19 protein-coding genes are annotated in these 22548 nt (G+C 73.8%); 14 read left to right on the top strand and 5 right to left on the bottom strand.

The window, feature by feature from the left end:
* Positions 1-33: 33 nt before the first annotated feature.
* Complete coding sequence (locus tag GSF22_RS12700) at positions 34-474, top strand: DUF4395 domain-containing protein (protein WP_208813747.1); 441 nt, start codon at positions 34-36, stop codon at positions 472-474.
* A 76-nt stretch (positions 475-550) separates the two neighbouring features.
* On the opposite strand, the gene GSF22_RS12695 is transcribed toward GSF22_RS12700, so the two are convergent.
* The gene (locus GSF22_RS12695) at positions 551-1375 is read right to left on the bottom strand and encodes an amidohydrolase family protein (RefSeq protein WP_208813746.1); all 825 of its coding nucleotides are present in this window, start codon (positions 1373-1375) and stop codon (positions 551-553) included.
* Positions 1376-1485: 110 nt separating this feature from the next.
* Between GSF22_RS12695 and GSF22_RS12690 the strand changes: the two genes are divergently transcribed.
* From GSF22_RS12690 to GSF22_RS12665, 6 genes are read left to right on the top strand one after another with little or no spacing between them, the layout of a single operon-like run.
* Positions 1486-2718, top strand: coding sequence for a M20 metallopeptidase family protein (locus GSF22_RS12690; RefSeq protein ID WP_208813745.1), 1233 nt, complete (start codon positions 1486-1488; stop codon positions 2716-2718).
* Positions 2715-3704 carry a Gfo/Idh/MocA family protein gene (locus GSF22_RS12685; protein ID WP_208813744.1) on the top strand — a complete coding sequence of 330 codons (990 nt, stop codon included), beginning with the start codon at positions 2715-2717 and terminating at the stop codon, positions 3702-3704. Before GSF22_RS12690 ends, GSF22_RS12685 begins: the two co-directional genes overlap by 4 nt.
* Positions 3705-3734: 30 nt before the next feature.
* The gene (locus GSF22_RS12680; RefSeq protein ID WP_208813743.1) at positions 3735-5033 is read left to right on the top strand and encodes an ABC transporter substrate-binding protein; all 1299 of its coding nucleotides are present in this window, start codon (positions 3735-3737) and stop codon (positions 5031-5033) included.
* A gap of 58 nt (positions 5034-5091) precedes the next feature.
* Positions 5092-6051: a carbohydrate ABC transporter permease gene (locus GSF22_RS12675; RefSeq protein ID WP_208813742.1), complete on the top strand. Its 960-nt coding sequence runs from the start codon at positions 5092-5094 to the stop codon at positions 6049-6051.
* The gene (locus tag GSF22_RS12670) at positions 6048-6881 is read left to right on the top strand and encodes a carbohydrate ABC transporter permease (RefSeq protein ID WP_208813741.1); all 834 of its coding nucleotides are present in this window, start codon (positions 6048-6050) and stop codon (positions 6879-6881) included. Before GSF22_RS12675 ends, GSF22_RS12670 begins: the two co-directional genes overlap by 4 nt.
* The gene (locus GSF22_RS12665) at positions 6878-7270 is read left to right on the top strand and encodes an L-rhamnose mutarotase (RefSeq protein WP_208813740.1); all 393 of its coding nucleotides are present in this window, start codon (positions 6878-6880) and stop codon (positions 7268-7270) included. Before GSF22_RS12670 ends, GSF22_RS12665 begins: the two co-directional genes overlap by 4 nt.
* Before the next feature lie 62 nt (positions 7271-7332).
* Here the strand turns inward: GSF22_RS12665 and GSF22_RS12660 are convergent, their stop codons facing one another.
* A complete protein-coding gene (locus GSF22_RS12660) occupies positions 7333-8463 on the bottom strand; it encodes a mandelate racemase/muconate lactonizing enzyme family protein (protein ID WP_208813739.1) in 1131 nt (376 codons plus the stop codon).
* A 130-nt stretch (positions 8464-8593) separates the two neighbouring features.
* On the opposite strand from GSF22_RS12660, the gene GSF22_RS12655 reads away from it, so the two are divergent.
* Genes GSF22_RS12655 through GSF22_RS12630 form a run of 6 tightly spaced genes read left to right on the top strand, consistent with a single transcriptional unit; the run spans position 8594 to position 14495 of the window.
* Entirely contained in the window at positions 8594-9529 is a 936-nt protein-coding gene (locus GSF22_RS12655; protein ID WP_208813749.1) for a thiamine pyrophosphate-dependent dehydrogenase E1 component subunit alpha, read from the top strand.
* Positions 9522-10502, top strand: a complete 981-nt coding sequence (locus GSF22_RS12650; protein WP_208813738.1) for an alpha-ketoacid dehydrogenase subunit beta — start codon at positions 9522-9524, stop codon at positions 10500-10502. Before GSF22_RS12655 ends, GSF22_RS12650 begins: the two co-directional genes overlap by 8 nt.
* The gene (locus GSF22_RS12645) at positions 10499-11260 is read left to right on the top strand and encodes an SDR family NAD(P)-dependent oxidoreductase (RefSeq protein WP_208813737.1); all 762 of its coding nucleotides are present in this window, start codon (positions 10499-10501) and stop codon (positions 11258-11260) included. The genes GSF22_RS12650 and GSF22_RS12645 overlap by 4 nt, the downstream gene beginning before the upstream one ends.
* Before the next feature lie 39 nt (positions 11261-11299).
* Positions 11300-12622: a hypothetical protein gene (locus GSF22_RS12640; protein ID WP_208813736.1), complete on the top strand. Its 1323-nt coding sequence runs from the start codon at positions 11300-11302 to the stop codon at positions 12620-12622.
* Positions 12619-12918, top strand: a complete 300-nt coding sequence (locus GSF22_RS12635; RefSeq protein WP_208813735.1) for a YciI family protein — start codon at positions 12619-12621, stop codon at positions 12916-12918. The genes GSF22_RS12640 and GSF22_RS12635 overlap by 4 nt, the downstream gene beginning before the upstream one ends.
* Positions 12918-14495, top strand: coding sequence for a hypothetical protein (locus GSF22_RS12630; protein WP_208813734.1), 1578 nt, complete (start codon positions 12918-12920; stop codon positions 14493-14495). Before GSF22_RS12635 ends, GSF22_RS12630 begins: the two co-directional genes overlap by 1 nt.
* Before the next feature lie 76 nt (positions 14496-14571).
* Here the strand turns inward: GSF22_RS12630 and GSF22_RS12625 are convergent, their stop codons facing one another.
* The 3 genes from GSF22_RS12625 to GSF22_RS12615 form a co-directional block, all read right to left on the bottom strand.
* Complete coding sequence (locus tag GSF22_RS12625; protein WP_208813733.1) at positions 14572-16206, bottom strand: bifunctional 3-(3-hydroxy-phenyl)propionate/3-hydroxycinnamic acid hydroxylase; 1635 nt, start codon at positions 16204-16206, stop codon at positions 14572-14574.
* A gap of 165 nt (positions 16207-16371) precedes the next feature.
* Positions 16372-19461 (bottom strand): BTAD domain-containing putative transcriptional regulator, encoded by a 3090-nt coding sequence (locus GSF22_RS12620; RefSeq protein WP_244367277.1) that lies wholly within the window; start codon positions 19459-19461, stop codon positions 16372-16374.
* A 115-nt stretch (positions 19462-19576) separates the two neighbouring features.
* The gene (locus tag GSF22_RS12615; RefSeq protein ID WP_208813732.1) at positions 19577-20887 is read right to left on the bottom strand and encodes a hypothetical protein; all 1311 of its coding nucleotides are present in this window, start codon (positions 20885-20887) and stop codon (positions 19577-19579) included.
* A 154-nt stretch (positions 20888-21041) separates the two neighbouring features.
* Between GSF22_RS12615 and GSF22_RS12610 the strand changes: the two genes are divergently transcribed.
* A complete protein-coding gene (locus GSF22_RS12610) occupies positions 21042-22454 on the top strand; it encodes a hypothetical protein (RefSeq protein ID WP_208813731.1) in 1413 nt (470 codons plus the stop codon).
* Positions 22455-22548 lie beyond the last annotated feature (94 nt).

Genomic DNA, 22548 nt, shown 5'->3' with positions numbered 1-22548 from the left:
GATCCGGCCGGTACCCCCTGAACGGAACCTGTCATGCTGCTCGACCCCCGCGCGCCCCGGTTCGCCGCGGCCGTCACCACCGTCGTCCTCGCCGTCGCGCTGATCACCGGCTCGGTTGCGCTGCTGGTCGCCCAGGCGGCGGTCTTCGCCGGCACGGCGGCGTACCCCCGGCTCGGCCCGTACGGCCTGCTCCACCGTGTCCTCGTCGCGCCCCGGCTCGGCCCGCCCGCCGAGCGGGAACCGGCCGCCCCGGTCCGGTTCGCGCAGCTCGTCGGGCTGGTCTTCACCGTGGTCGCGGTGACCGGTCAGCTCGCCGGTGTGCCGGCGCTGTTCCTGGCCGCGACCGGCGCGGCGCTCGCCGCGGCGTTCCTCAACGCGGCCTTCGGCGTCTGCCTCGGCTGCGAGGGATACCTCGCGGTGCGCCGGCTGCTCGGCCGGCCGGTCGCGGCACGGGTGCCGGTCCGCTCCTCCTGACCCCCCGGGCGGTGCCGGCCGCTGCCCTCCCCGGGCGGTGCCGGCGCTGCCACCGCCTTCCCGGCGGTGCCGGCCGCTACCGTCGGTCCAGGGCCCGCAGAAGGTTGCCGCCGAGGATGTCGATGCGTTCGTCCGGGGCGAGTCCGTCGAGGCCGACCGGGTGCAGGGTCTGCGCGAACGACACGTGGTCGAGCGCGGGAGCGTAGTCGGACCCCCAGTACAGCCGCCGGGTGCCGAAGCGGGCCAGCAGGAGGTCGACGAAGGGCCGGGCGGCCGGGTGCGGGAAGTCGGACGAGGGGACGCTGACCGCGTACAGCCCGGAGATCTTGACCCCGACGTGGGGTAGCCGCGCCAGGTCGGTCAGCGGTGCGAGGATCGCGGCGGCCGTCTCCCGGTCCGGTGTGCCGGGCTGTGCCCCGGGTAGCCCGAGGTGGCTGAACAGCACCGTGCAGCCGTCCAGCCCGGCCAGGGCCGGGCCGAGCCGTGCCGACGCGGCAGGGCTGGCGTTCAGGCTGACCACGGCCGCGACCCGGTTCAGTGCCGGGGCCACCCGGGTCGTCCAAGCCGCGAAGTCGTCGGCCGCCGCCGGGTCCGGCAGGTACCCGGCGATGCCGACGAAACCGGCCGCCCAGTACTCCTCCAGGTCGACCCCTGTCCCATCTGGCGGGACGTAGGCGACCGGTGCGATCCAGTCGTGGGTCGCGGCGAGGCGGGCGATGTGGGCGTTGTTCCCGGTGAACCGCGCTTCCCCTTCGTAGCCGACCACCAGCGCCCGGCTGATCCCGTGAGCGCGGCGTATCCCCTGGTAGACGGCGAGTTCGTCGCCTCCGGCGGGGGAGTGGCCATACCGGCCGGGGTAACCGTCGGCGAACAGGTGCAGGTGGGCGTCGGCGCGTCGCATGGTCGGACCCTAACTCACATCTGCCTGGCCATTGACGTGGCGGGACCCCTGGCTTAGGTTCTTGTCTCAATTAGGTCCGGATTAAACGGCGCGAGCAAGGGGTGAACCGCGTGACGCTGGCAGGCGACGACGTTGACGAGCTGGTGCGGTTGCGACGCCAGCTTCATCAGCACCCCGAGCTGCGGTTCACCGAGAAGCGGACGGCTGCCGTCCTCGCCGGGCTGCTTGGTCCGCTCGGCCGGATCCGGACCGGAATTGCCGGTACCGGTCTGCTCCTGGAGATCGATGGAGCGGCTCCCGGGCCCGCAGTGCTTCTTCGGGCCGATATGGACGCCTATCCCGTTCAGGACGCCAAGCAGGAGCCGTACGCGTCCCGCACTCCGGGCGTCTGCCACGCCTGCGGGCACGACGTGCACATGACCGTCGCGTACGGCGTCGCCGCCCGGATCGCCGCCGACCCACCGGCCCGGGGTTCGGTGGCCGTGCTGTTCCAGCCGGCGGAGGAGATCCCGTTCGGTGCCGACTCCGGTGCCGCTGCGGTGCTGGCCGACGACGCCCTCCGCGACCGACGGTTCGACGCGGTACTCGGCCTGCACTGCTGGCCCGAACTGCCGGCCGGCGCGCTGGGCATCGACCGGGCCACCGCGATGGCCGCCAAGGACGCCTTCCGCGTCGAGCTGCTCGGCCGCGCCGCGCACGCCGCGACCCCGGCCCTGGGCCGCGACGCCATCCTCGGCCTGACCGCGATCGTCACCACCCTGCACGCCGCCGTCGCCCGCGCCCGCAACCCCCAGGAACTGGTCGCGTTCAACATCGGCACCATCTCCGGCGGAGCCAGTCAGAGCCAGGTCGCCGACCACGCCGAGGCGACCGGCACGCTGCGGACCCTCGACCCCGCCGTCCGGGAACGGCTCAAGACGGTCATCGAACGGGTCATCCGCCAGCAGGCCGCCGCCCTCGACCTGGGGGTCCGGTTCACCTGGGCCAACGAGATGCCGGCGGTCCGCAACGCCCCGGAACTGGTGGCCCTCGCGCACACCGCGCTGCCCGGTCTGGTCGACGTGGTCGACCTGCCGGTACCGCCGCTGACCACGGACGACTTCGCGCTGCTCGGTGCGCTCGGACCGAGCCTCTACGTCAAGCTGGGCGTCGTCGGGGACCGGGGCGGGGCGTCGCTGCACTCCGGCGCGTTCGACGTCGACGAACGGTGCCTCCCCGCCGGGGTGGCCGCCCTGGAACGGCTCACCCGGGCGGTGCTCGACGGCGCGCTGACCGCCGACCCGGCGCACGACCCGACCCCAGCGGAGACCGGTCCGGTACCGGCCGGGGCGGTGGACGCATGAGCACCGGACCACGGGTGGCGGTGATCGGGACCGGCGCGTTCGGTGTCCGGCACGTCGCCGCGTACCGCTCCCTGGGGGTGCGGGTCGACGCGCTGGTCGACCCCGACGCGGCCACCCGGGACCGGGTCGCCGCCCGCTACGGCGTGCCGCACACCGTCGACACCGTCGCCGACCTGCTCGCCACCGCCCCACCGGACGCCGCCTCGGTGTGCGTACCCGGGCCCGCGCACCGGCCGGTCGCCCTCGCCCTGCTCGCCGCCGGGATCCCCGTCCTGGTGGAGAAGCCGTTGGCCGCGACCGTCGCCGACGCCACCGCCATCGTGGCCGCCGCCGAACAGCACGGGGTGCTCTGCGTACCCGGACACATCCTGCGGCACAGCCCCGCCCACCGGGCGCTGTACGACGCGGTCCGCGCCGGCCAGCTGGGACAGGTACTGGCGGTCTCCTCGCGACGGGACCGGCCCCGCACCCTGACCCGGCTCTTCCCCGACGAACACCCCGCCCTGCTGACCGCGGTGCACGACATCGACCTGGCGCTCTGGTACGCCGGGTCGCCGGTCGTGGAGGTACGCGCGGCGGCCCGGACCCGACCGGGATCGGTGAACCCGGTCCTGGTGTGGGCGGAGCTTCGGCACGCCAACGGCGTCGTGTCGTCGATCCGCAACAGCTACCTGCTGCCCGACGACACCCCCAACCACACCTCCGACCTGGTCGAGGTGTACGGCACCGACGGTGTCGGCCACGTCGACCTCGGCCATCCCACCGTGCTCGTCCAGGCCGGGCGGACCGAGGCGCCGGACTGGCTGCTCTCGCCGGCCGACGGCGGCGGTGCGCTCGCCGCCGAACTCCGGCACTTCCTCCGCCTGGTGGACGGTACCGAGTCGTCCCCGGTCGTCCCGCTGGCCGACGGACTGCACGTGGTCCGGGTGGCCGCCGCCATGGCCGACAGCGCCACCGCCGACGGCGCGGTACGCCGCCTCACCTGATTCCCCCCTCGCTGACAGGAGCTTCAACCGATGAACCGACGTAGACTGGCCGGCCTCTTCGCCGCCGGTGTCGCCGCCGCCGCGCTGCTGACCGGCTGCGGAGGTGACGACAACACCACCGACGGCCCGGTCACCCTGAAGGTGCTGACCTGGGAGCCGGGTGGCGCCGAGTACTGGAAGCAGGTCAAGACCAGCTTCGAGGCCGGCCACCCGGACATCAAGCTGGAACTCCAGTCCGTGCCGTTCGACAAGTACCCCGAGGTGCAGGGCCCGTACATCACCTCGCAGTCCGGCCCGGACGTGATGGCGAACAACGCCGGACTGGAACTGTTCGACCGGCGCAGCGCGTACGTGCCGTTGGGTGCGCGGGCGGCGGAGATCAACAAGGACCTGGTCACCTACAGCGGCGCCTGCGAGGGCTTCGACACCAGCAAGCCCTGCTACGGCGTGCCCTTCTCCTACCAGGGCAACGTCCTCTACTACAACAAGGCGGTACTGACCGCCGCCGGGCTCGACCCGGAGCGGCCCCCGACCACCTGGGAGGAGTTCGGTGCGGCCTGCGACGCGGTGAAGAAGTCCGGGAAGACCTGCCTGGCGCTCGGCCTGTCCGGGGTCTTCCCGGCCTACTGGGACTTCCCCGAGATCGCCCGCAGCTACCTGACCGAGGACGACATCCGGGGGCTGCTGGCCGGCACGCTGTCCTGGAAGGACCCGAAGCTGGTCTCGGTGCTGGGCAAGCTCGCCGAGATCAGCACCAAGGGGTGGACCAACAAGAACGCCCCGTCGATCACCATGCTGCCCGACGGTGCGGACATCTTCCAGCGCGGTGACGCCGCCTTCGCCGGGACGATCATCTCCGACGCGGTGAACTGGGAGGCGTTCGGCAAGGCCCTCGGCGACGACAAGCTCGGGGTGACCCGCTGGCCGGCGGTGAACCCGGGTGCCCCGCTGGCGCAGAAGTTCTCCGGTATCGAGGGCGCGGTCTACGGGGTGACCCAGTGGAGCGAGAAGAAGGAGGCCGGCCTGACCTTCATCAGCTGGCTCGCCGGCAAGGAGAACGGTGAGCTGTGGGTCAAGCACGCCAAGGGCCAGCCGCTGAACAAGAACGTCGACAAGGCACTGCTGCCCTCCTCGCCGGCCTTCCAGAAGATCCAGGAACTGGTGGCGCAGCCGACCCTGCACGCCGGGGTGATGCTCTCCGGTCCGGAGGCCGACGCCCTGGCCCGGGGCTGGCAGCAGGTGGCGCTCGGTCAGCTCACCGTCGACAAGTGGGCCGACCAGATGCAGCAGGCGCTGGAGCGCAGCCCGACGAAGAAGCAGAGCAAGTAGTCGCCCACCGGGTGGGGCGGTCCGCCGCCCCACCCGGCCAGCCCCGGAGAGGACCCCGATGACGATCTCCACCACCCCGGTACCGGAGCCGGTGGTCGCGGACCGCCCACCCGAGCCCGTGCGCCGGCCGGCCCGGCACGCGCGGCTGCGGGAGTGGTGGCTGGGTGCCGCCCTGGTACTGCCGGCGCTCGCCCTGGCCGTCGCGTTCAAGCTGGTGCCGCTGGGCCGGGGTGTGGCGACCAGCCTCGAATCGTCCAGCGGGTTCGACGGCACCTCGTTCGCCGGCGCCGACAACTACGTCCGGATGTTCGACGACCCGGTGGTCCGGTCCAGCTTCCGCAACGCCCTGCTGGTGGTGGCCACCCTGCCGGTCTGGGTGGTGCTGCCCCTGGTGCTGGCGGTGCTGATCCACCAGCAGGCTCCCGGCTGGAAGTTCTTCCGGGCCGTCTACTTCATCCCGTACACCGTCGCGCCGATCGTCGTCGGCATCATGTTCCGGCAGATCCTCGCCCCGGACGGGCCGATCAACGCGCTGCTGCGCCGGGTCGGCCTGGAACCGTTGGCGATCGAGTGGCTCAACGGCCGGTACAGTGCGCTGTTCTCGCTGGTGGCGGTCGCGCTCTGGAGCTTCTTCGGGCTGGGCGTGATGACCTACCTCGCCGGGCTGGCCACCATCCCCGGGGAGACCCTGGAGGCGGCGTACCTCGACGGGGCGGGCTTCTGGCGGCGGCTGTTCCACGTGGTCGTGCCGATGCTGCGGCCGACCGTCGCCTACTGGAGCGTGCTGTGCGCCTCGGGCGTGCTGATCTGGCTGTTCCCGCTGATCTACGCGCTGACCCAGGGCGGCCCGGGGGACGCCACCATGCTGCCCGAGTACCTGGTCTTCCTGACCACCTTCCAGTTCCTGGACCGGGGGTACGGCTCGGCCATCGGTATCGCCCTGTTCGTCTTCGTCGCCGTGCTGTCGATCTTCAGCGTGCGGCACATGTTCACAGAGGGGACCCGGAAACCGCGATGAACCGGCGTACCGCCGCCCGGCTCGGGCGCTACCTGTTGACCTTCGCGTTGGTCGTCGTCGCGGTCGCGGCGGTCTATCCGCTGCTGTTCACGGTGGTCAGCTCGCTCAAGACGCAGGCCGGGTTCGCCGAGGACCCGCTGGGCCTGCCCGCCGGCATCACCCTGGACAACTACCTCGAGGCGTTCCGCCGGATGGACATGCCCCGGCTGCTGCTGAACTCCCTGATCACCACCGTGGGTGGGCTGGTGCTGTCGGTGCTGGCGGCGCTGCTGGTCGCGTACGCGGTGACCAAGCTGCGGTTCCGGGGCGGGAAGCTGGTCTTCCTGCTGATCATCGTCACGCTGACCATCCCCAGCCAGGCCATCATCTACCCGTTGTACCAGACGGTGCTGGACCTGGGCATGTCCGGCGAGTACCAGGGGCTGATCCTGGCGTACGCGGCGTTCGGCCTGCCGCTGGGCACCTACCAGCTGGCCGGCTACTTCCAGCAGGTACCGGACGAGCTGATCGAGGCGGCCCGGGTCGACGGCGCCGGCCACTTCACCATCCTGTTCCGGCTGCTGGCCCCGATCGCCACCCCGGCCCTGGCGGCGCTGGCCATCTTCAACTTCGTCTGGATGTGGAACGACCTGCTGCTGCCGCTGGTGATCATGGGCGGCTCGGACAGCAAGACCCTGATGGTCGGGGTCTCCCTGCTCAGTGGCCAGTACGACGTGTCGGTGCCGCTGGTCAGCGCCGGGCTGATCGTCGCCCTGCTGCCGGTACTGGTCATCTACCTGGTGTTCCAGCGGCAGCTCGTCTCCGGCGCGCTCGCCGGGTCCGGCAAGTGAGCACCCCGGTCGGGGGTACCGACCCCGGCGCGGTGGGGCCCGGGGCTGCCGGTCCGGGGGTGCAGGTGTGTCACCTGTACCGGCTGCGTCCCGGCGCGGCGGCCGAGTACGAGCGGCGGCACGCCGAGGTCTGGCCGGAACTGTCGGCGCTGCTCGACGAGGCGGGCATCTACGACTACCACATCTACCGGCACGGGCTGCTGCTGATCTGTGTACTGCGGACCCGGGCCGGTTTCCCGCACGCCCGTGCGGTGACCGGGGCGTCGGCCGTGCAGGCCCGCTGGACCGGGTCGCTGGCGCACCTGTTCGCCGAGATCGCCGACGCCGAGGGCGAGCCGCTGTGGGCGTACCCGGTCTTCCACCACCCGGGCCGGGCGCCCGGGGACTGACGGTGCCGGCCGGTACGACCGTGGCCCGGCGGGGGATCCCGCCGGGCCACCGGGGCGTCCGCTCAGACCGCGTAGGCGACCGAACCGTCCGCCCGCAGCGGGATCCGGGCCAGCGGCCGTCCGGTCAGGTCCAGCGGCCGGTCGTCGGTGAGGTCCAGGGTGACCCCCAGGCCGGGTTCCTCGGGTACCGGCAGGAAGCCGCCCTCCCGCCGCACGCAGGCCCGGGCCGGGCCGTCGGCGAGCTGGTCGTCCAGGGGGGAGTACTCCTGTACCACGAAGTTGGGGATGGCCGTGTCCAGGTGCACCGCGGCCATGGTCAGCAGCGGGCCGAGGCAGTTGTGGCTGACCACGGCGGCGTGGTGCGCCTCGGCCAGCGCGGCGATCTTGCGGGCGTGGCTGATCCCGCCGGCCAGTCCCAGGTCCGGGCGGACGTACTGGGCGCCGCCCTGGGCGAGCAGCTCCTTGAACTCCCAGATGGTGTGCAGGCGTTCCCCGTTGGCCATCGGTACGCCGAGCGCCCGGCGGACGACGCCGGCCTGGCTGCTCACGCTGTCGATCTGGATCGGGTCCTCGACCAGCAGCGGCAGGTGCCGGGCCAGGGCCGGGACGACCGACTCGGCCTGCAACGGGGTGAGCTTGCGGTGCAGTTCGACGAGCAGGTCCACGTCCGGGCCCACGGTGTCCCGGACCGCGGCGGTGGTGGCCTCGGTGGCGGTGACCAGCCGGGCCAGCGACAGGTCCGCGTAGTCGGCCGGCAGCGGGTCGAACTTGACCGCCGTGAACCCGTCGGCGACGGCGGCGGCGGCCTGCGCCGCCAGGGTCTCCGCGCCGGTACCGGGCAGCAGCAGGTGCAGCCGGATCCGCTCCCGGACCCGACCGCCCAGCAGTTGCCAGACCGGCACCCCGAGGCGCTTGCCGAGCAGGTCCCACAGGGCGATGTCCACGGCGGAGACGGCGGCGGTGAGCACCGAGCCCCGGAACGGGCCCATCCGGTAGAGGTGGTGCCAGTGGTGCTCGATCCGGGCCGGGTCGGCGCCGAGCAGGTGGGGGCGGAACGCCTCGACCACGGCGTGCACCGCCGTGGGGTAGCCCCAGCAGGCGGACTGGCCGACGCCGACCAGTCCGTCCGACGTGTGCACCTGGACGAAGTGCGCGTCGCCCCGCACCACCGACTCGACGGCGGTGATCTCCATACCTGCCCCCAAATTAGAGACTAATAACGGCCAGAAACTTGCTATCGCACTCTTCCATAGCACTCCACCGCTGGTCTAGGCTTCCTGTCGAACGAGCCGGAATAAGGCTCTAACTACCAGTGGGGGTGTGATGGGGCTGCCGGACGACTATCGGCTCATGGCCCGGATCCGCCGGTTCGAGGAGCGGTTGACCGCCCTGAAGGACGACGGTGAGATCCCGGGTTCGATCCACCTGTGCAACGGTCAGGAGGCGATCCCGGTCGGCGCCTGCCGTACGCTGCGCGACGGCGACCACGTGACCGCCACGTACCGGGGCCACGGCTGGGCGCTCGCCCGGGGCGTGGACCTGACCGGGCTGTTCGCCGAGATGATGGGCCGCGACTCCGCCCTCTGCGGTGGTCGCGCCGCCTCGCCGTACCTGTCCGACCCGGGTCGCTGGTTCGTCGGTGAGAACTCCATCGTGGGTGCCGGCGTACCGGTCGCCGCCGGAGCCGCGTTGACCGCCCAGCGCACCGGCAGCGGCGCTGTCTCCCTGGTCAGCATCGGCGACGGCGCGATGAACCAGGGCAACGTCCACGAGGCACTCAACCTCGCCGCCGTGCTCGACCTGCCCCTGGTGCTGGTCGTGGAGAACAACGTCTACTCCGAGATGTCCCGGATCGAGGACATGGTGCGGGTCCGCCAGCTCACCGAACGGGCCCCCGGGTACGGCGTCCCCGGGCGGGTCGTCGACGGCAACGACCCCGACGCGGTCGCCGAGGCGGTCGGGGAGGCCGTCGCCCGGGCCCGCGAGGGCTCCGGCCCGTCCATCGTGGAGGCGATGACCGAACGGCTGGTCGGCCACTACAGCGGCGACGCGCAGCACTACCGGCCGGCGGGGGAGATCGCCGCCGCCCGCGAGCGCGAGCCGCTGGTCCGGATCCGCCGGGCCGCCGACCCCGCCCTCGCCGCGCAGCTCGACGCCATCGACGCCGAGGTGGCCGCCGAGGTCGAGGCCGCCGTCACCGCCGCCCGCGCGCTGCCCTTCCCGGACCCGGCGACCGTCAAGGAGCACGTCTATGTCTGAGTCCCTGCGCTACATCCAGGCCGTCAACGCCGCGCTCACCTGGGCCCTGGACACCCGGGAGGACACCGTCTACTTCGGTGAGGACGTCGCCCTGCCCGGCGGACCGTTCGGCGCCACCAAGGGACTGCACAAGCGGTTCGGCTCCACCCGCATCTTCGACACCCCGATCTCGGAGAGCGGATTCCTCGGCATGGCCCTCGGGGCGGCGATGACCGGTCTGCGACCGATCGCCGAGATCATGTACGCCGACTTCTCGTTCGTGGCGATGGACCAGTTCGTCAACCAGATCTCCACCATCCGGTACGCCAGCAACGGCCGGTGGCGGGCCCCGCTGGTGGTCCGGATGCAGCAGGGCTACTCGCCCGGTGCCTGCGCCCAGCACTCCCACTCGCCCGAGGCGTACTTCGCGCACACCCCCGGCCTGCGGGTCGGGCTGCCGGCGACCCCCGACGACGCGTACCAGATGCTGCGCAGCGCGGTGGCCAGCGACGACCCGGTGGTGATCGCCGAGGCGCGGATGCTCTACCCCACCCGTGGCCCGGTACGCACCGACGCCCCGGTCGAACCGGTCGGCGGCGCCCGCGTGGTCCGCCCCGGCACCGACGTGACCGTCGTGGCCTGGTCGCGGATGGTCTCCGCAGCCCTCGACGCCGCCGGTCGACTCGCCGAGGAGGGCATCTCGGCCGAGGTCGTCGACCTGCGCTGGCTCAACCCGCTGGACTTCGACACCGTCGCCGCCTCGGTGGCCCGTACCGGCCGGCTGGTCGTCGCCCACGAGGCCAACCTGACCGGCGGATTCGGCGCGGAGATCGCCGCCCGGGCCGCCACCGAGTGCTTCGCCGACCTGCGCGCCCCGGTCGCCCGGGTGGCCGCGCCGGACGTACCGATGCCGGCCGCCCCGACGTTGCAGGCCGCGGTGGTACCCGAGGCAGCCGACGTGGTGGCGGCGGTGCGCCGGACGGTCGGTCGGTGACCGGCGACGTCCCGTCGGCCGGTCTGCTGGCCGGCCGACGGGTGGTCGTCGTCGGTGGCGCCTCCGGGATCGGGCTGGCGACCGTCCGGGCCGCCGCCCGGGCCGGCGCCGCGGTCGCCGTCCTGGACGCCGACGGCGACGGCGCGGCCCGGGCCGCCGCCGGGGCCCGCGCCGAGGGGGCGCCCGCCTGCGCCCACCGGGTCGACGTGACCGTCGAAGCCCAGGTCGCCGCCGCCCTCGACGCCGCCGCCACCGACCTGGGCGGGATCGACGCGGTGCTGCACGTCGCCGGGATCATGCGCGGGCAGGGACGCGACGTCCGGGACGTCGACGCCGACCTGTGGGCCCAGGTGATCGCCGTCAACCTGACCGGCCCGTTCCTGGTCGCCAAGCACGCCACCCGGCACCTCACCCCCGGAGCGGGTGTGCTGGTGCTGGTCGGATCGAAGGCGGGCGTGCTGACCGGATCCGGCTCGGTACCCTACGGCGCGAGTAAGGGAGGACTGCACGGCCTGGCGCTGACGCTGGACCGACAGCTACGTCCCCGGGGCATCCGCGTACACACGCTCTGCCCCGGCGACATCGACACGCCGCTGATGCGGCGGTCGCTGGACGAGGCGCGGGCCAACGGGACCGCCGCCGACCGGGTCGCGGAGATCGCAGCCGCGCTGGGCCGTCCGGAGGACGTGGCCTCCGCACTGGTCCTGCTGGCCGCACCGGTCAGCGACGGTGTCGTCGGCACCGTCCACACCGGCTGAGCAGCCCACCCGAGGCGGCGACGACGTGGAGGCACCAAGGTGATCGGCATCATCGGCCCGGAGGACTCGATCCGGCTCGTGCAGGAGGTCGCGGCGGGGGAGGGACGCGCGGCGGACCTCACCGTGCGCACCTACACCAGCCCCGAACAGGCTCCCGAGCTGGCCCGGGAACTCGACGAGCTGTGCCAGGTGCTGCTGTTCACCGGGCGCATCCCGTACGCCTTCGTGTCCGCTGCGGGCGGGCTGCGCGCCGAGATCGACTACATGCCGCACGCCGGCATCGACCTCTACCGCACCCTGTCCCGCATGCTGCTGACCACCGGCGGGCGGCTGCCCACGGTCAGCGTGGACACCATCGAGGCCGACGTCATCCGGGAGACCTACCACGACATCGACCTGACCCCGCCGACCGAGATCCTGCCCATCGCGGACTCCTCCGGGCTGCTCTTCGCCGGGCTCGACGAGATCACCGCCTACCACCGGGAGCGGTACGCCTCCGGCGCCGTCGAAGCCTGCCTGACCTGCCTCGGCGCGGTCCACCGGGACCTGCGGGACAGCGGTGTGCCGGTCTGGCGCGTCGAACACACCCGGGCCTCGGTCCGCGACGCCCTGCGCCGGGCCTGGCTCGCCGCCGAGATCCGGCAGTCCCGGGCCACCCAGATCGCGGTGATGATGATCGAGCTGGCCGAGCCGGCCAGCCAGGGCACCGACCCGTACCAGGTGGAGCGGCACCGGTTGCGGCTGCGGGAGGCGCTGCTGGAACACGCCGAACGGATGCGGGGACGGCTCAGCACGATCAACGACCGGATCCTGGTCATCACCACCACCCGGGGCGCGGTGGAGAGCGCCGTCGCCCGGCACCGGGCCGGGCACGCCTCCCTGCTCACCCTGCGCGGCGTGGACGGCGAACACACCGTCGGTTTCGGCGCCGGCACCACCATCGCCGCCGCCGAGGACAACGCCCGCAAGGCGCTGGCCCTGGGCCGGGGCAGCGGCGACACCCACGTGGTCTTCCCCGACGGGGAGATCTACTCCAGCCGGCAGAGCCCGGTCAAACAGCGGCTCCGGGAAACCGCCCCCGGGGTCCTGCGGATCTCCGAGCAGCTACGCCTCGGCCCGCTGTCCACCCGCCGGCTGCTGGAGGCCCTGCACCAGATGGACCCCAACGAGGTCACCGCGCGGGGCCTGGCCGACGCGTACGGGGTGGAGGCCCGCTCGGCGCGCCGGCTGCTCAACTCGCTGCGCGCCGCCGGCTACGCCGAGGAGATCGGCGTACACGTCAGCACCGGCGCGGGCCGGCCGCAGACGGTGTACCGGGTGGCGATGCAGCGGTTGTTCGAGGCGATCGGCGGTGGCGCGTGAGGTTCGAGCCGACGTACCTGGTGACCGCGACCTTCGCCGCCGACGCCGCCGACCGGCGCGGGCCCCACCGGCAGGCCCACCTGACCCACGTCGAGGAGTTGCTGCGCACCGGCGTGGCCCTGCTGGCCGGGGCCCGCGCCGACCTCACCGCCTCCGTCCTCGTCCTGCGGGCCGCCGACGCCGGCGCCGCCCGCGTCCACTGTGAACAGGATCCCTACTGGCGGCACGGGGTGTGGACGGCCATCGAGGTGGTCGACTACCTGGCCGCCGTTCCGCCAACCCTCGGGAGGACATGATGTCGCCGTACCGCCAGCTCACCGGAATCCGGCTCCGGGGCGCCGCGTCCGCGCCGTACGCCGCGCACCTGCTCGCCGACGCCTGGGGCGAGACGCCCGACGGGGTACCCGTCGGCCTCGACGTCGACCCGGCGCTGCCCGAGGGCGGGTACCGCATCGAGGTCCCCGAGCAGGGCGAGATCCGGCTCACCGGTGACCCGTTCGCCGGCCTGGTGTACGCCGCCCGGGAACTGCGCGACCTGGCCACCCCCGCCGGCCTGCCGGTGGGGGTCCGCACCGGGGCACCCGGCCTGCCGCTGCGTACCCTGTGGACCTGGGACCACTCCACCAACTGGGACCTGCGCCAGCTCGGCCAGCAGGAGATCGGCGCGCTCAACCCGTACGCCAAGTCCGCCGACGCGTTCGGCGCCGACTACCGGCGACTGGTCGACTTCTGCAGCCGGGAACGGATCGGCGGCATCGTGGTCTACGGGCTGCTGCGGGACGCCCACGGCGGCGTCGAGGCGGCCCGGGAGCTGTGCGAGTACGCCAACGCGCGCGGCGTGCGGATCATCGCCGGCATCGGCGTCAACGCCTACGGCGGCATCTACTTCGACGGCCGGCACCGTTACAACCTCGCCACCTGGCTGCGCAGCCGCCCCGACCTGGCCGCCGAACTGCCGCAGAAGGTCGGCTTCGACATCGACGAGTTCGGTGACCTGCACTTCCCGGCCAGCGAGTACATGATGGCCGCCTGCCCCTCCCAGCCGGACAACCTGGCCTGGCACCGGGACGCCATCGACTGGCTGCTGGACACCCTGCCCGTCGGCGGGATCAACTTCGAGACCGGCGACTACGGCAGCTGCGCCTGCGCCCGCTGCGCCGCCCGCACGGGTGGGGAACGCACCTCCTGGTCGTACGAGGCGATGCGGTCGGTGTACCCGACGCTGCTGGAGACCGCCCGGCGGACCGGACCGGCGGGCGTGCCGCTGCGCCACCTGGTCGAGGTGTACTGGGACAACATCTTCGACCTGGACGCGCAGAAACCCCTCGCCGACCTGCCCGACGACGTGGCCTACCAGTACTGCGTCAACCGGGGCTTCTGGTACGACAACCGGGACCGGCTCACCGCCGGGCACGTCGGGGCGCTCCCGCACACCACGAACGTGCTGCGGACCCACGCCGGCTCGCAGTGGAACCGGCAGCGGCACTCCTGGGTGCCCGAGATGTACGCGGACATGGCCACCCGCAGCGGGAGCGCGGGGATGCGCGGGCTGACCATCTTCGCCGAGGCGGCGGCGTACCACCCGACCAACGAGATCAGCTACCTGGCGTACGCCCGGTTCGCCTGGAACCCGGAGCTGTCCTGGGCCGACTTCTGGCGTGACGAGGTGGCCCCCCGGTTCGGCGGCACGGCCGAGGCCGAGGCGTTCCGGGCCGGCGCGGCCCTGCTGGACGACCCGTCGGCGCCGGCCACGGCGCTGTCCGCGGTGACGGCGGACGCGCTGGGCATGGTCGCCGCCACCGGCGGCGAGGTGCAACGCCGGTGGCTGTGGCTGGCCGAACGCGCCACCCGGTACGCCCACTCCGCCGCCTGACGCCGGCCCGGCCCGGCCCGCGCCACCGTCGGCACCGGCCCGGCCCGGCACGCCACCGCCGGACGGCTCCGGGTCCTCACGGCTGGTCGCCCCGCAGGGCGGCGGCGAGATCCCGGGCCAGGCGGTCCGTCGTCTGCGCGGCCCCGGCGGCGAACACGAACCGGTCCGGCCGCAGCACCACCCGGTCGATCCGGTGCCGCCGCAGCCAGGCGGTGATCACCCCGTCGACGTCGACGACGTCGACGTGCCCGTTCCCCCGGGTCGGGGGCAGACTCCCGACCCGGGTACCGGCCGGGTGGACACCGACGAACCGCACCGGCAGGCCCTGCCAGGCCGGCGAGGACAGCGCCGCCGCCGGCACCCCGGTGCCGAGCACCGTGAAGCCGGTACCGAGCGCGCCGTCGAGCAGGTGCGGGGTGTCCGTACCGACGGTGACGACCCGGGGCTGGGGGAACATCGTGCCGACGGCCCCGGCCCGCCGCCCGCCGGAGAGCAGACCCTGCCGGTACGCCGGCACCGGTTTGAACTCGAAGTGCCGGACGAACCGGCGGACCCGGGGCACCGTCTGCACGGCCCGCAGGGCGGTGTCCCGGAGCCAGGCGGCGGTCCGGCTGCGGGCCAGGAAGATCCGGCCGAGCCGGACGCTCGTACCGGCCATCGCCACGGTGTGCGGCCGACGTTCGGTCTCGTACGTGTCGAGCACCGCCGGGTCGGCGGTGCCGGCCAGCACCATGGCCAGTTTCCAGGTGAGGTTCGCCGCGTCCCGCAGGCCGCTGCACAGGCCCTGCCCGAGGAACGGTGGCATCTGGTGGGCGGCGTCGCCGAGCAGGAACACCCGCCCCTGCCGCCACCGTTGCGCGACCACGTGGTGGAACGTGTAGACCGTCGCCCGGGTGACGGTGAGGTGGGCCGGGTCGACGTACGGTTCGACCAGCGCGGCGATGGTCTCCGGTCGTTGCATGTCGGCGTCGGACTCCCCGGCGCGGAGCATGAACTCCAGGCGGTAGCTGTCGCCCGCCCCCGGTGACACGAACGCCGGTCGCCGCCAGTCGCAGACGAACGTGGTGCGGTCGACCCGCACGGCGTGGGCCGGCACCTCACCGGAGACGGCCAGCCACGGTTCCGGGTAGCTGGCCCCCGCCGACCGGGTGCCGATCAGCGACCGGGTGGTGCTGCGGGCACCGTCGCAGCCGAGCACGTACCGGGCGCGTACCGGGTGCACCTGCCCGGTCGCCACGTCCCGCAGCAGCAGGTCCACCCCGTCCGGGTCCTGGTGCAGGTTCACCAGCTCGGTGCCGAGCCGCAGGTGGACCCGGTCGAACCGGGCCAGCCCGGCCCGGAGGGTCTGTTCGAGCCGGGGCTGGTCGAAGAAGTGCAGCGGGGCGTGACCGAACCCGAAGTCGACCTCCGACAGCGCGATCCGGGCGAGCAACCGGCCCCGGCGGTTGACGTACTCCGCGACCGTCGGCGCGTGCATCCCCCGGCTCACCTGGTCGAGCAGGTCGGCCTGCTGGTAGATCCGCAACGCCTCGTCGTCGCAGGAGAACGCCCGGGGCTGGCCGTGCGGCGCCGCGCTCCGTTCGACCACGAGGGTGCGGACACCCCGCGCACCGAGCAGGTTCGCGGTCAACGCGCCGACCGGACCGCAGCCGACGACGGCGACGTCGACCTCGCGGGGCGGCGCGGGCTCGGGCTGGTGGGCTGCGCGCATCACAGGTGGTCCTCTCGGTGCCGGCTCCTCGGACGCGTCGGCCGGGGGCCGTGCGCTCCACTACCCGGCCACGACACCAGGGGCGTGTGGAGGTCCTGTGGAGACGGTGTGGAGGTCGACCGTCACCGGTCACGGCAGACGGCGTGGCGGCCGAGGAGCCGGCGGTCACCGACCGGCGTCGGCCGGGAACCGGGCCAGCAGCAGCCGGGCACCCTGGGCGGCGGCGATCCGGGCACCGGTGCGCAGCGCCACCGGGTCACCGCAGGCGAGGCCGCGGATCCGGTACAACTCGGCGGTGAGCACCCGCTCGCCCAACTCGTCCGCGATGGCCAGCCCTTCGGCGGCCAGCTCCGCCGCGGTGACCGGATCACCGGCCGACAGGTACGCCTCGGCCATCGCGCTGAGGGTGACGGTCCGGGTGGCGCGCAGCCCGAGCTGGTAGATGGCCTGCCCGGCGGCCCGCATCGCCGGGAGCCGGTCGTGGTCGCCCGCGCGGGCGGCAGCCCACTCCCGCAGGAACGTGCCGGTGGTGACGAAGTGCGGGAGCCCGCTCGCCGCGCCGATGCGTCCGCAGCGGCGGGCCGCGATCCGGACCGCGTCGGCGTCGTGTTCCTGCAACCCGCGCCAACCGGCGAACAGTGCCGCGTTGGCCCGCCCGTACGGATCGTCCAGTTCGTGGGCCAGGGTGGCGGCGTCGGTGAGGTCCGCTGCGGCGGTGGCGTCGCCCCGCAGCGACCGGACCAGGGCCCGGAAGTTGTAGGCGGCCAGCACCGGGCGTCGACCGACCTGCCGGCCGAGCAGTCGCAGGTCGACGGTCCGCAGCAGGTCGACCGCCGTGGTGAGCCGACGGTCGGCCTCGGCGAGCCGGCCGGTGAAGTAGCCCACCGTGCCCAGCAGGTACTCCCCGGCCGCCGTGATCAGGTTCGTGCCGTCGTCCCCGGCGGCGAGGAGCCGGTGCGCCAGGTCGGTGCAGATGGCGAAGTCGGCCCGGTTGGCCGCCAGCTCACCCAGTGCCCACAGCGCCGGCCGGATGTCCGTGTCCGGACCCACCAGCGGCAGCAGTTCCCGGGCCCGGGCGCAGACCTGCCCGGCCGCCTCGCTGCCGATGCCGACCGTCATGTGCAGCAGTGACGCCCGGTGCAGCTGTGCGGCCAGTTCGGTCCGGGCCGCCTCCGGTGCGCCGGCTGACCGGACCGCCATCCGCCGGGTGGCGCGGTCGAGGTGGCCGAGGGCGTCCTCGTAGGCCAGTCGCCGGGTCGCGTCGTCCGCCGCGGCCAGCGACCACCGCAGGTGGTCGTCGTCGTGACCGAGCCCCACCGCCCGGCCGTAGTGGTAGGCCAGGTCGGCCGGGGTGACCGTCCCGGCCGCCTCGTACGCCCGGGCCAGGCGGGCGTGCGCCACCGCCCGTCGCGGTGGTGGCAGTTCGGCGTAGACGACCTCGGCCAGCAGCGGGTGCCGGAACCGCACCCCACCCGGTCCGGCCTCGGTCACCAGCGCGGCCGTGTGGGCGGTGGCGAGGGCGTCGGCGACCGCCGGGGCCGGCAGGTCCAGCGCGGTCGCCATGATCTGCACGTCGAGGTCACGGCCGGCGACGCCGAGCAGGTCGAGACAGTACCGGGCCGGTTGGGACAACCCGTGCAGGCGCAGCCGGACGGTGTCCCGGATACTGGGTGGCAGGTCCGCGCCCGACGGGTCGGCCCGCCAGCGGAGCAGTTCGGTGAGGAAGAACGGGTTCCCGCCGGTCCGGGCCGCCAGCCGTGTCACGACCTGCTCGGCGGGCGACGTACCGGTGTGTTCCGCGATCAGGTCGGTCACCGCCGACGGGTCCAGTCCGGCCAGCCGCAGCGGGAGGTGGCCGGTGCCCCGGGCGAGGGCGGCGACGGTCGCCACCAGGGTCGGGTCGTGGTCGTAGGGGCGCAGGGCGACGACGACCAGGGCGCGGGTACCGGACAGCACCGGGGCGAGGAACCGGAGCAGCAGCAGCGAATCCGGGTCGGCCGCGTGCAGGTCGTCCAGGACGACGAGCAGGCCACGGGGCCGGGCCACCGTACGCACCAGCGCGGCGACCGCCTCGTACGCCTGGAACCGGGCTGTCGGGTCGGGTTCGGGCGTACCGGTCAGCCCGGCCAGCGGTCCGGCGGCGAAACCGTCCAGCCGGGGTGCCGAGCCGGCGGCACCGGCCTGCGGCATCGCCGCCAGTTCCCGGACCACCTGGCGCCACAGCCAGAACGGCGGGGCCTGGCCGATGTCCGGGCACCGGCCCCACACGACGGGGACACCGGCGGCGGTGGCCCGACCGCTGACGGCGGTGGCGAGACTGGTCTTGCCGATGCCCGGCTCGCCCACGATCGTGGCGACCCGTCCACCGTGCCGGATCGCCGCGTCCAGGGTCTCCGTCAGCAGGGTCAGCTCCGCCTGCCGGCCGACCAGCCGATCCGCCGCCCCGGTCAGGGCGACGACCGGCGTCGTCGGCGTGACCGGGGGATCGGCGGGTACCGCCCCGGTGAGGATGAGCCGGTGCGCGGCGCGTACCTCGTCGCCCGGATCGAGCCCGTACCCGTCGGCGAGCAACCGGCGGCCCTCCGTGAAGACCGTCAGCGCCTCCGTCTGCCGGCCGGACCGGTACAGCGCCAGCATCAGTTGCGCCCGGGCCCGTTCCCGCAGCGGGTACGCCGTCACGAACCGGCGTAGCTCGGCCAGTACCGTGGCCTGCCGGCCGGCGGCCACGACGGCGGCGAACCGTCCCTCCTCGGCGTCGAGGCGCAGCTCCACCAACCGGGTCACCTCCGGGCGGACCGCGCCCAGCTCGGCGGCGCCGGCGAGCGGGTCACCGCCCCACAACGCCAGCGCCGCCTGGTAGTCCTGTTCCGCCGCGTTGACGTCACCGGCCGCCAGAGCCGCTGCCGCCCGCGCCACGAGCCGGCTAAACCGGACCGCGTCGATGGCGTCGGGATCGACCCGCAGCTCGTACCCGCCGGGGTAGTTACGCAGGATCCGGCTCGGGGCGCGGGGGGACCGGTGCGGTTCCACCGCCCGCCGCAGCCCGGCCACGTACGTCCGCAGGGTCGTCTGCGCACCGGCCGGTGGCCGGCCGTCCCACAGCGCGTCGGCCAGCCAGTCGGCGGCGACGAAGCGGTTCGGCCGCAGCAGGAACAGCACCAGCAGGGCCTGCTGTTTCGGGCCGCCGACCGGCACGGGGTGTCCGTCCAGGACGATCTGCGGTGGACCCAGGATCCGGAAGTGCAGGTCCGTCATGTACACCTCCCGGCCGTCCGCACCGTCCGTCCCCCGCCGGTCCGTGCCGGTGTGCCGGGCTCGGGCCAGCAGCGGCGTACCGTACCAGACCAGCCGTGCCGGGCGCCGGCCCGAATCACAGCCGGTGGTACTGGTCCCGCGCGTAGCGGTGGGCGTGGCCTGCGGAAACAGCCGTCGAGGCGGTCTCGGTGACGAGGACGACGACATCCCCCCGGTGGGCGACGATCCGTACCCGGGCCACCCCGCCGGCTCCGGCGGTGGTGCTGGTGAAGGCGCTCGCACCGCCCAGGTCCGGCAGGTCGGCGGCGCCACTCTGCCCGACCTGCCGGAGCAGGTGCTGCCGGCAGGTGGTGGCGAACCACTCGGCGCTCTCCGGGGAGCCGAAGCGTAGCAGCATCGTCGTCACGAACGTGCCGTCGGACTCGGTCCAGCCCCTGCCGACGGACTGCCGGACACCGGTGAGGCCGAACAGCACCGAAGCGGCGTCGACGTCGCGCAGGTCGAGCTGCTCGGCGATGTCCGGCGGGGTGACCGGTGCGCCGACCCCGGTCGGCTCGATGATCAGTTCGTCCAGGGTGGCGGTCCGCCACGGTGGTGGGGCCGGTCGGTGGGCGACCATCCAGACCGTCGTCGCCAGCAGCACCGCCGTCACCACCGCTCCCGCGATCGCTGCCGTCCGTGGACCCCGGCGGCGCCACCACGGTACCCAGACGGGCCGGGCGGACCAGCCCGCACCGCCGGCCGCCGGCGGTGCGGCGGTCTCTCGTGCTGGTGGCGGCGCTGCGGCCCCTGGTGTCGCTGCGGTCTGCGGCGTCGGTGCCGGCGGCGCTGCGGTCTGCGGCGTCGGCACCGGGACGGTGGGCGGTGCCGGTGGCGCCTGACCGGGGACGTCCGGCGGTGGCGGTACGGCCACCTGCCGGTGTCCGGTGGATCGGGCCAGCGCCGCGACCGAGAGGACGAGCACGGCGGTGCCGAACATGCCGAGCAGGGCCCCGGCCTGTAGGGACGCGTCCGGATAGGCACCCCGGTCGTACCCGCCGTCCTCGATGGCGGCCTGCCCCAGGTCACAGATCAGGAAGACCAGCACCAACGAGAGCCCGACGGCGGCACGGAACGCGTACCGACGCCAGGACGGCCTGGCCCAGGCGGCGACGATCAGCCCGACGAGTCCCGCCCATCCGACGTGGAGCGGGATGGCGGCCCCGGACAGGTCGTGGAGGTACCAGACCCCCACCGTTGCGGGCGCGAGCCCTGGGAACATGCCCCCGGTCCGTACGCTCACCCACGGCAGGACCTGTGCGCCGACCAGGGCCGTCACACCGGACAGCGCGAACACCGGGGCGAGTACCGCAGGCACCAGGGGTACCTCCGGTCGCCACTGGACGGGATCGGGGCCCTTGCCGGCCGGGGGTACGGGGTGCGACACGGGGCGGATCCTGTCACCGAAGATCAACCGTGTCCAGCCGGTTGTCGCCGCTGCCCGGTACGGGCTGTCCCACCCGTACGGGAGGCGCTATGCTGCCCGCGATGACTACCTCCTTCCGTAGATTGGGGGTCCGTTCCACGCAAGGTGAGTGCTGATGCACCCCCTGACCGTGGACGGGAATCCCCGTCTCTCCCTGTGGCGGCAGGTGCGCGAGTTCGCCGTGCCGCCTTCGATGATCAGCACCGCGACGGCCCGCCGTGCCGTCGGCGACTGGGCCGGCGCCTGTGCCGCCGCCCGCGTCGATGTCGATCTGGACCTGCGCCGGTTGGCCCGTACCCACGGGACGGACCTCGCCGGCCGGATCCGTGACGACCTCCGCCACCTGGCCCCGGACCTGCTCCGCTGGCACCTGCCGAGAATCGCCCCGGAAGGTCTGCTCCGGCCGGGCCTGACCATCCCGCTGGCCCACTACCGGGACGGTCCACTGCACCTGGTGCTCCGGACCCCGCCGGCCTGGGCGGACGCCGGTCAGCGGATCAGCCTCGCCCTGTGGGACGGGTCGCGGTCCCATACCGGGGCGCATCCCCATCCCCGCCCGCACCGCCGGTTCCGCCTCGACCTGCACCGCCACCTGTGGGACGTGCGCCGGACCGACGAGCTGCGGACCCGTTCCGGCGCGGACCGGCCGTCCGTCGGCGCAGTGTCCCCACCGTCCGCCGGTACGCCGGCACCACCGCCGGTCGACGGCCAGCCCACAGTGGACGTACTGCGGGATCAGGGCTACGCCGTGGACCGGTGGGCCGCCGAAGCGGATCTCCTGCTCCGGCAGCACGGCCGGACCGGGGGTGCGGTCACCGTACGGCTCGCTACCAGGTGTTGGCTGACCCTGGACCTGACGGTGGACGGCGACACCGACCCGGTCCCCGGGGTCCGGATCACGACGGCGGCACCCGGTGGACGCGCGAGCGGACTGCCGGTGCTCCCCGACGCGGCGACCTGGGTACCACCCGACCTGGCCCTGCTGCGGGCGGGGCTGATCGACGTCGACCGGCTGCACCCGCTCGTCGCGTCGGCGCTCGTACCGGACCGGCCACCGGCCGGTGACCCACCGGTCGCGGACGCTGTCACCCACCAGCGCCCGGTCGAGTGCCGGGGCGCCCGGCACCGGATCGGTCTGGTGGCCGGGGTGCTGGTCGCCCTGGACCACGACCCGGCGGAGATCCGCCGCGAGGAACTGCTCGCCGCGTTGACCGGTACCCCGTTGCCCTGTCTGCGGGCGATCGACGAGGCGCACCGCCATCCGGAGCAACTCGCCGACATCCGGGCCCGGCTGCACCACGGGGACACCGCCGGGGCCCTGGCCGCCGTCGAGGATCTCCTCGGCCCCGACGCGCTACTGCGTACCGGTGCACTGCGCGACGAACTGGCGACCGCTGCACTCCGTCGGGTGACGTACGGCCTGTTCCGGGCCGGTCTGGCCGGAACCGGACGGGGCCCCTACCGGGCCCGGCCGGGCTACCGTCCCTGCGACCACCGGCCCCATCCGCGCCACGCGACGTACCGCTGACCGCCTTTCTCCTTCTGTCACCCCCGCCTGTTCCCGGGCCCACTGTCCCTGCCTGCCTCCGGCCCTGCCGCCGGCCCACCCGAAGGTGATCGCC

Origin of the sequence: Micromonospora echinofusca (assembly GCF_017614955.1) — a bacterium.
GTDB lineage: Bacteria > Actinomycetota > Actinomycetes > Mycobacteriales > Micromonosporaceae > Micromonospora > Micromonospora echinofusca_A.
This window is presented reverse-complemented; position numbering and strand designations above follow the sequence as displayed.